Genomic DNA, 6,588 nt, shown 5'->3' on the forward strand with positions numbered 1-6,588 from the left:
GTTTTCGTTACTCCGGAATACGAAAAGCTAAGAACTCCTACGCTTTTCGGGCGATGTTTCACGCAAATGAGTAGCCTCGTGTCAACCGATTGTCCACTCCTGCTTCACCGCGACCATCTCCACGAAGGGAGCCGTAGATGAGCCTCAGCGAGCTTCGCACCCTGGGACGCACAGGCGTCCCGGTCAGCCCACTGACCCTGGGCACCCTCAACTTCGGCACGGGCTCGGCGCCCACCGGCCCGGAAGACAGCATCCGGATCATCCGCACGGCCCTCGACGCCGGAATCACCAGCGTGGACACCGCGGACATCTACTCGCAGGGCGAAGCGGAGGCCATCGTTGGCCGCGCGCTGCAGGGCCGCCGGGACGACGTTTTCCTGTCCACGAAATTCCACGGCCAAATGGGCTCGAATCCGGCACATTCGGGAAATTCGCGTCGCTGGATCATGAAGGCCGTGGAGGCCAGCCTCAGCCGCCTTCAGACGGACCGGATCGACCTCTACCAGGCGCACCGGCCGGACTACAACACCGACGTCTTGGAAACCATCACGGCCCTGAACGACCTCATCCGGCAGGGCAAGATCCTCTACTACGGCACCTCCGTCTTCACGCCGGCCCAGCTGGTGGAAGCGCAGTGGATCGCCAACACCAACCACCTCATCCCGCCGGTGGTGGACCAGGTCCCGTACTCGCTGCTGGTGCGCGCCAATGAGCGCGATGTCTTCGCCATCACCCAGCAGTACAACCTCGGAGTGCTCAGCTACGGACCGCTCGACGGCGGCTGGCTGAGCGGGCGCTACCGGCTCGGCGCGCGCCAGCCTGCCAGTTCGCGGGCCAACGCGCTGCCCGGCCGCTTCGACGTCACGGCGCCGTTCAACCAGCACAAGCTCCATGCGGCGGACGCCCTGGCCCGCCTTGCCGAGCAGCACGGGCTCAGCCTCATCCAGCTCGCGGTCGGCTTCGCCCTGAACCACCCCTCGGTGAGCAGCGTGATCATCGGCCCGCGCACCGAGGAGCACCTCACGGACTATCTCAAGGCCGCGGACACCACGCTCAGCGACACCCTGTTGGACGCGATCGACGACATCGTGGCGCCCGGCACCAACTTCCTGGAGCGCGACGCCGGCACAGTGGTCCCGCACCTGGAGTACGCCGAGCTGCGCCGCCGCTAGGCGGTGCCGTCCGTTCCGGCGGGCAAACTGGGGCCAACCTGGCGGTGGGGACTAGAATCGTTCGCAGCCATGAACAGCCTGCCGACTTCCTCCTCCACCCGCATCGATGCGTGGCTGTGGGCGATCCGCGCCTACAAGACCCGCTCAGCGGCCACTGCCGCCTGCCGCGCCGGGCACGTGCGGATCAACGGGAACCCGGTCAAGGCCTCACAGACCGTGATCATCGGGGACACCGTTCGCGTCCGGCAGCCCGGCTTCGAACGCATCCTGGAAGTGCGGCAGCTGATCGCGAAGCGCGTCGGCGCCGAGGCAGCCTCGCATTGCTTCACCGACCACACGCCGGAGCGGCCGGCGCCCGCGGCGCTCGGCCTGCCCCAGCGTGACCGGGGCGCTGGCCGGCCCACCAAGAAGGACCGGCGCGACATGGAACGGCTGCGCAGCGGCCGCTAACGCGACCTGCCCCGCAGGACCACGACGTCGAAGTTCTCCGGTGCCGGGACACCGAACTTCGCGTTCACCACGGCGAGCTTCCCGCCGAAGTTGGCGGCCGTCGTCGGGATCTGGAACAGCGGGCTGGTGATGACATCCTTCACGACGCCGGACGACAGGTCCTCGGACAGCTTGACCCTGCTGACCTGGTTGATGAAGTTCTGCACTGCCCAGAGCGTGCGGCCGCGGACGAGGATGCCGTCCACGTTCGGGACGCTGACACCGGATACCGCCGCGCTGGCGCCGGTCTGCGGGTCGACTGTGTACAGGGCCGCGTTGCCCGAGTGCGCGACGATCAGGGTTGCCCCGCCTTCCGCTGCCGCGATTCCGTTGAGGTTGAACTGGGCGGACGTGTCCGACGCCGGTCCGCTGAGCGGGAGCGTCCGGACAGTTCCGAGGCTGCCGTCGGCGCCCACCGGAACGAAGTAGAGCTCGGCGACGTTCGAGTTGGTGAACCAGGCGCCTTCCCTGGTGAGGGCGACGTCGTTGATGAAGGACGGTTGCTTGCCGGTCAGCTGGATCGCGGCCTTGGCGGTGGCCGTCTTCGTGTCGTAGACGTAGGCCGTACCGGCGGGACCGCCGGCCACGAAGAGCAGCTCGTGGCGCCGGTCGAACTTCATGCCGACGGCCATGCGTCCATCCGGGGCGTCGATGAAGCGTTCGGCCGTGCCTTTGCGGATGTCGCCGCGGAAGATGTCCCCGGTGGCGAGGTCACCGGCGTAGAACACGGTGCCCTTGCCCGCGGCGATGCCTTCGGCGCCCCCGGCCCCGGGTAGCACGATGGACTTGGCGGCCTGGGTCTTGTGCGGGCCCGGGGCCTTCGCCGAAGCAATGGGACCGGGAAGGAAAAGGAGGCCTGCTACGGCCAGCAGGGCGACGGCGGCACGACGGAAGGTTCTTGCAGGTTTGCGGGCGTTTCCACGCCTGGTGTTTTCACGCATGGGGATGCTCCCTGGGTTATTCCGTGGGAACCCGCCCCCGCTGCGGGGACTCCGCACGATGATAAGTGCCAGTTTAGGGAGCACCGACTGCGGCCGCCAGAGTGTACGGGGACCGTTGCCGCCGTCGGGAAAAATTACCGGCGACGACACGCGGGTGCGGCGCGTAAAGTGTCAGGAGACGGACGATTTCTGGGGGCTGGGCTGCCGAAGGAGAGAACGTGGACATTGACTGGGACAGCAAACGCGCCCTGCTCCGCGAACCGAATATTGCCGCTGTGACACAGCTCTGCGAGGAACTGATGGCCCGGAAACCCGGCTCCCTGGTCCCTTACATAGACCCAGTCCACGACGAGGACGAGTGCCGGATCGTCAGCCTCCAGGTGAGCCCCGGCCGAGGGACCGCATCCGGGTTCGTGTCGTTCTTCAACGACGACGACTCCGCCCGCCGCTCGCAGGAGATCTACACCGGTGCCGAACTGGACCCCCGCTACGTCATGCCGTGGCACAGCTACCCCTGGGTCCGCGACGCCGGCCTGCCGCCGTCGCTGAGCGCGCAGGAAAAGCTGGACGGACTCAAACCGTTCCGGCAGTTCCTGAAGATCAACAGCCGGGTCTCGGCCGTCGTCGCGCACGGAGCGGAAGCCGCGTCCTTCCTGACCTTGTTCGAGAAGACCTACCACTCGGCGCTCAAGGAGCACGGCATCAAGGTCTACAAGGCCAGCGCGCTGGGCGGGCGGGCGTTTGCCCTGTCCGAGGCCAAGCAGCAGGAACTGCTGGAAAAAACCATCGAGACCTACCGCGACGCGATGCAGCGGGCGGGGATCCAGCACCTCTAGTGCTTTGGTCCGTTGCGGCGCGGCGCTGCTGCGGCTTAGGCGAACCAGGTGTCCGGCGGGCCCATGAACAGCAGGAAGCTGAACACCGCGGCCACGCCCGCCAGGGCGATGCCGAGCGCCATCCACGGTTTGCGCAGCACCCAGGCCTGCACGGCTTCGGCGAGGCCCTTCGGTTCCTCGCCACCTCCGGCCAGCCGCCAGCCGCCGTCGAGCAGTCCGCGGCGGTCAAGGGACTTTTCGAAGGGAACCGTCGCATACGGGACCCCTGCGGAGGCGATCGCCAGCAGTCCGGTCCCCGCGCTCCATTTCTGGTTGACCCACGTGAAGGCGGCCACGGCGGCGTAGCAGAGGAAGACGAAGCCGTGTATGCCGCCGCCGATCCGCACACCCAGCTCCGTGGTTCCGGTGACGTACTTCAGGACCAGACCGATCAGCAGCAACGTCCAGGTGACGGCCTCGGCGAAGGCCAGGGTGCGGAACAGGGTGCGCGGAGACATGGAGGTCCTCGGGTCAGCGTCGGGGTCACCTCCACGGTACCCGGTGGCCCTGAGTGCTAGCTCCAGGGGATTGTTAGCTCCAGGGCAGGATCCGGTCCGCGCGGTGGCTGTCGGCCTGGATCAGCCGGGCGTTGGCTTCGTCGCTTCCCTTGGCCCAGGCCTCGGCCGCGGCGGGTTCCTTCCCGAACTCGACATGCCGCGCGATAAGGCGCTGCTGGCGGAGGTCCGCCGGGAGCTCGAGGTACCAGACGGCGTCGAACTGTCCGCGGACCTTCTGCCACGCCGGGTCCGGATTCAGGAGGTAGTTGCCTTCGGTGATGACCAGCGGGATGCGTGCCGGGACCGCGATGGACGCGGCGATGGGTTCTTCGATCTCCCGGGTGTACAGCGGCGCGTAGACGGTGTCCTCGTCGCGGCTTTTGAGCCGCTGCAGCAGGGAGAAATAGCCCCCGACGTCGAAGGTGTCGATGGCGCCCTTGCGCTCCTTCAGTTCCGTCCCGGCGATGACCGCCTCGCCCAGGTGGAAACCGTCCATCGGGACAACGACGCTGGTTTCCGGCCCGAAGTGCGCGGCGAGGCACGTGGCAAAAGTGGACTTCCCGACGCCGGGCGGGCCGGTGATGCCGAGGATGACCCTTGTGTTGGCCTCGAGTCGGCGTTCGAGGTCCTGGAGGGCTTCAGTGATGGCGGGGTGGGCGAAGGCTGCTGCTTCGCTGGTGCCGTGGGTGTTGGTTTCGGTGGGCATCACGGTTCAGGGTAGCGGGCCCTGCCGGACCACCCCGCAGGGCGCGGCGGATTTCGCGCGATCATTCCTAGTGCCGGGCTGCCCGGGCCCGTCCGGGGCAGCCGGGCCGGAATCACCAAATGATGCCGCGGAATCCGTCGCGCTGGAGCCCGGTCGACCACATGCTGCTGGATCACTCGATCCCTGGCGTCGGCTAAGCGCTCCACGGTGCGGGACGCGGCCGGCCCGTGTGGGTAATCCAGCAGAATGTGCGCCGACAAGTTATCCACAGGAGCCTCGGCGTGACAGGCCAGCCCACTCCGCATCGGCCTACACTCCCAACGACTGCCCGGACAGCAGCGTTCTGAATGGTTTAAGCGACAACGAGCGATTGGAACTCCTGATGACACAGACGACCGCCTGGCGGCGACACCGCCCTTGGGTTTTGCCAATCCTCTTCGGCATCGCGGGCTACGTGGTCCCCTTGTTATGCCTATTCTTGCTCGAACGGTGGATCGAAGACTGGAACGGATCCATAGGCGGCGGCCTGACAACTCTGGTACTGCTCTTGATGGCGCTGGTTGCACCAGTTGTCTTTGCGATCCTCGCAATCCGGAACGGCTACCGGTGTTTTCGCGCTTGGCGCCGCACCAAAGGGAAATACACCAAGAAGGAAGCCAGGACTCTCGAATTGGCCACACAGGCGTCAAACGCATGGGAAGACGCCCGTCGCCTGCGTTCTTCTCTTGTGGCGCACCAGGTCCCTCCAGTCCTCACGGTTTGGGGAATTGTTCCTAACCAGGGGGAGGCGTTCTTCCTGGATGCACCCGCGGAATACGCACGCTACTACGGCCAGGACGTGACGTACTGGCAACGTGGCAGCGTGTACTTTGGCCGGCCTTCTTTTGTAGCCGCGGGTCTGGTGGCCGACGCCGTCGGCAATGCGACTGCCCGTCGGAAGGCCGAGGCACTCGCACGCGAACAATGGCGCGAGTGGCAGGTTTCGAGGATTCTCGTTTCAAACCAGCGAATTGTGTGCAACGCCGGCGGCCGCAACCTGAGTTTCTATTTCAATTCCACGACGGGCCTCTATGCGGACCTGGTGGGCAAAGCGCTGGTCTTGGAATTCGAGTCCGCAGAACCGCTGATGCTCCACGGCATCTACGTCCCGCAGATCGCCGTCCTCGCGATCCTCAACACACACGGTGAGCAAGCCCTCATCGACCACCCGGGCCTTGCAGCGTTGAACTGAGCGAAACCGCGACTGACAGAGCGCTGATCCGCAACCCCAAAACCCGTATCGCGCCTGCTCCTCCGGAAGTCGGACATCACCAACACTGAGCCACGCCCGAAATCGGGGCCTTGGCAATTGCCGCCGCTGGGCGCCTGGAGTACTGCCGGACAAAACGTTCCGACGATGTCCGCACTCGATGCTAGTTTTCATATAGCCGTGATCAAAGGGGGAAATATGGTTTGGGAAGAGCCAAAGAATATCGTGGTAGCGCGGGGCCCGCAGGGCGAATTCATCAATATTCTCGACGACCTGGACTTTACGAAGTGGCACCGCCGCGAGGGACTCAAGTTCATCAACTGTGTCCACGATGCTCACATTGTCGACCGCTCCGGAACCCGTTTCCTCCGCCATAATCCGAAGACTGATGAAGGCGAAAGGTGTGCTCAGGAACGCGCGCGACGCGGCCCAGTAGCCTTCTTCAAGCCCGTCCTCACCGCTTGGATCAAGTCCTTCCTGAAGACGAACGGATTTCCTGTATTGTCGCCGCCACGCGGCACTCCCCGCGCGGACGTCATGACCCGCAGCGGTACTCGGAAAATCGCAATCCGCCTAGGAGAGTGCTGAACTAATCGGCGGTTGGGGGCGCGTCGGCTGGACTGGTGAGTCTGGTGGTTAAGACTGGTCTTATGCAGGGA

The 6,588-nt window shown here is 65.5% G+C and carries 8 protein-coding genes; 5 read left to right on the forward strand and 3 right to left on the reverse strand.

Features of this window, described 5'->3' with window-relative positions:
- The first annotated feature begins 137 nt into the window (after window positions 1–137).
- Entirely contained in the window at window positions 138–1,172 is a 1,035-nt protein-coding gene (locus D3654_RS00175) for an aldo/keto reductase (protein WP_120519532.1), read from the forward strand.
- A gap of 69 nt (window positions 1,173–1,241) precedes the next feature.
- Entirely contained in the window at window positions 1,242–1,622 is a 381-nt protein-coding gene (locus D3654_RS00180; protein ID WP_120519533.1) for an RNA-binding S4 domain-containing protein, read from the forward strand.
- On the opposite strand, the gene D3654_RS00185 is transcribed toward D3654_RS00180, so the two are convergent.
- The gene (locus tag D3654_RS00185; RefSeq protein ID WP_120519534.1) at window positions 1,619–2,602 is read right to left on the reverse strand and encodes an SMP-30/gluconolactonase/LRE family protein; all 984 of its coding nucleotides are present in this window, start codon (window positions 2,600–2,602) and stop codon (window positions 1,619–1,621) included. The genes D3654_RS00180 and D3654_RS00185 overlap by 4 nt on opposite strands.
- 218 nt (window positions 2,603–2,820) lie before the next feature.
- Between D3654_RS00185 and D3654_RS00190 the strand changes: the two genes are divergently transcribed.
- Window positions 2,821–3,438: a uracil-DNA glycosylase family protein gene (locus tag D3654_RS00190; protein WP_120519535.1), complete on the forward strand. Its 618-nt coding sequence runs from the start codon at window positions 2,821–2,823 to the stop codon at window positions 3,436–3,438.
- Window positions 3,439–3,473: 35 nt separating this feature from the next.
- Here the strand turns inward: D3654_RS00190 and D3654_RS00195 are convergent, their stop codons facing one another.
- Window positions 3,474–3,935, reverse strand: a complete 462-nt coding sequence (locus D3654_RS00195) for a DUF3817 domain-containing protein (protein WP_120519536.1) — start codon at window positions 3,933–3,935, stop codon at window positions 3,474–3,476.
- Between the two features lie 73 nt (window positions 3,936–4,008).
- The gene (locus D3654_RS00200; protein WP_120519537.1) at window positions 4,009–4,680 is read right to left on the reverse strand and encodes a nucleoside/nucleotide kinase family protein; all 672 of its coding nucleotides are present in this window, start codon (window positions 4,678–4,680) and stop codon (window positions 4,009–4,011) included.
- Window positions 4,681–5,062: 382 nt separating this feature from the next.
- On the opposite strand from D3654_RS00200, the gene D3654_RS00205 reads away from it, so the two are divergent.
- A complete protein-coding gene (locus D3654_RS00205) occupies window positions 5,063–5,911 on the forward strand; it encodes a hypothetical protein (RefSeq protein ID WP_120519538.1) in 849 nt (282 codons plus the stop codon).
- A gap of 165 nt (window positions 5,912–6,076) precedes the next feature.
- Window positions 6,077–6,517 carry a hypothetical protein gene (locus D3654_RS20340; RefSeq protein WP_162943576.1) on the forward strand — a complete coding sequence of 147 codons (441 nt, stop codon included), beginning with the start codon at window positions 6,077–6,079 and terminating at the stop codon, window positions 6,515–6,517.
- The last annotated feature ends 71 nt before the right edge of the window (window positions 6,518–6,588 follow it).

This window comes from Arthrobacter celericrescens, assembly GCF_003614925.1.
In the GTDB taxonomy this organism is placed as follows: Bacteria; Actinomycetota; Actinomycetes; order Actinomycetales; family Micrococcaceae; genus Arthrobacter; species Arthrobacter celericrescens.

What these genes read in the sequence shown, in the direction of transcription:
- D3654_RS00185 (WP_120519534.1), bottom strand. Translation starts at nt 2,602, where the DNA reads ATGCGTGAAAACACCAGGCGTGGAAACGCCCGCAAACCTGCAAGAACC.
- D3654_RS00195 (WP_120519536.1), bottom strand. Translation starts at nt 3,935, where the DNA reads ATGTCTCCGCGCACCCTGTTCCGCACCCTGGCCTTCGCCGAGGCCGTC.
- D3654_RS00200 (WP_120519537.1), bottom strand. Translation starts at nt 4,680, where the DNA reads ATGCCCACCGAAACCAACACCCACGGCACCAGCGAAGCAGCAGCCTTC.
- D3654_RS00205 (WP_120519538.1), top strand. Translation starts at nt 5,063, where the DNA reads ATGACACAGACGACCGCCTGGCGGCGACACCGCCCTTGGGTTTTGCCA.
- D3654_RS00175 (WP_120519532.1), top strand. Translation starts at nt 138, where the DNA reads ATGAGCCTCAGCGAGCTTCGCACCCTGGGACGCACAGGCGTCCCGGTC.
- D3654_RS00180 (WP_120519533.1), top strand. Translation starts at nt 1,242, where the DNA reads ATGAACAGCCTGCCGACTTCCTCCTCCACCCGCATCGATGCGTGGCTG.
- D3654_RS20340 (WP_162943576.1), top strand. Translation starts at nt 6,077, where the DNA reads ATGTCCGCACTCGATGCTAGTTTTCATATAGCCGTGATCAAAGGGGGA.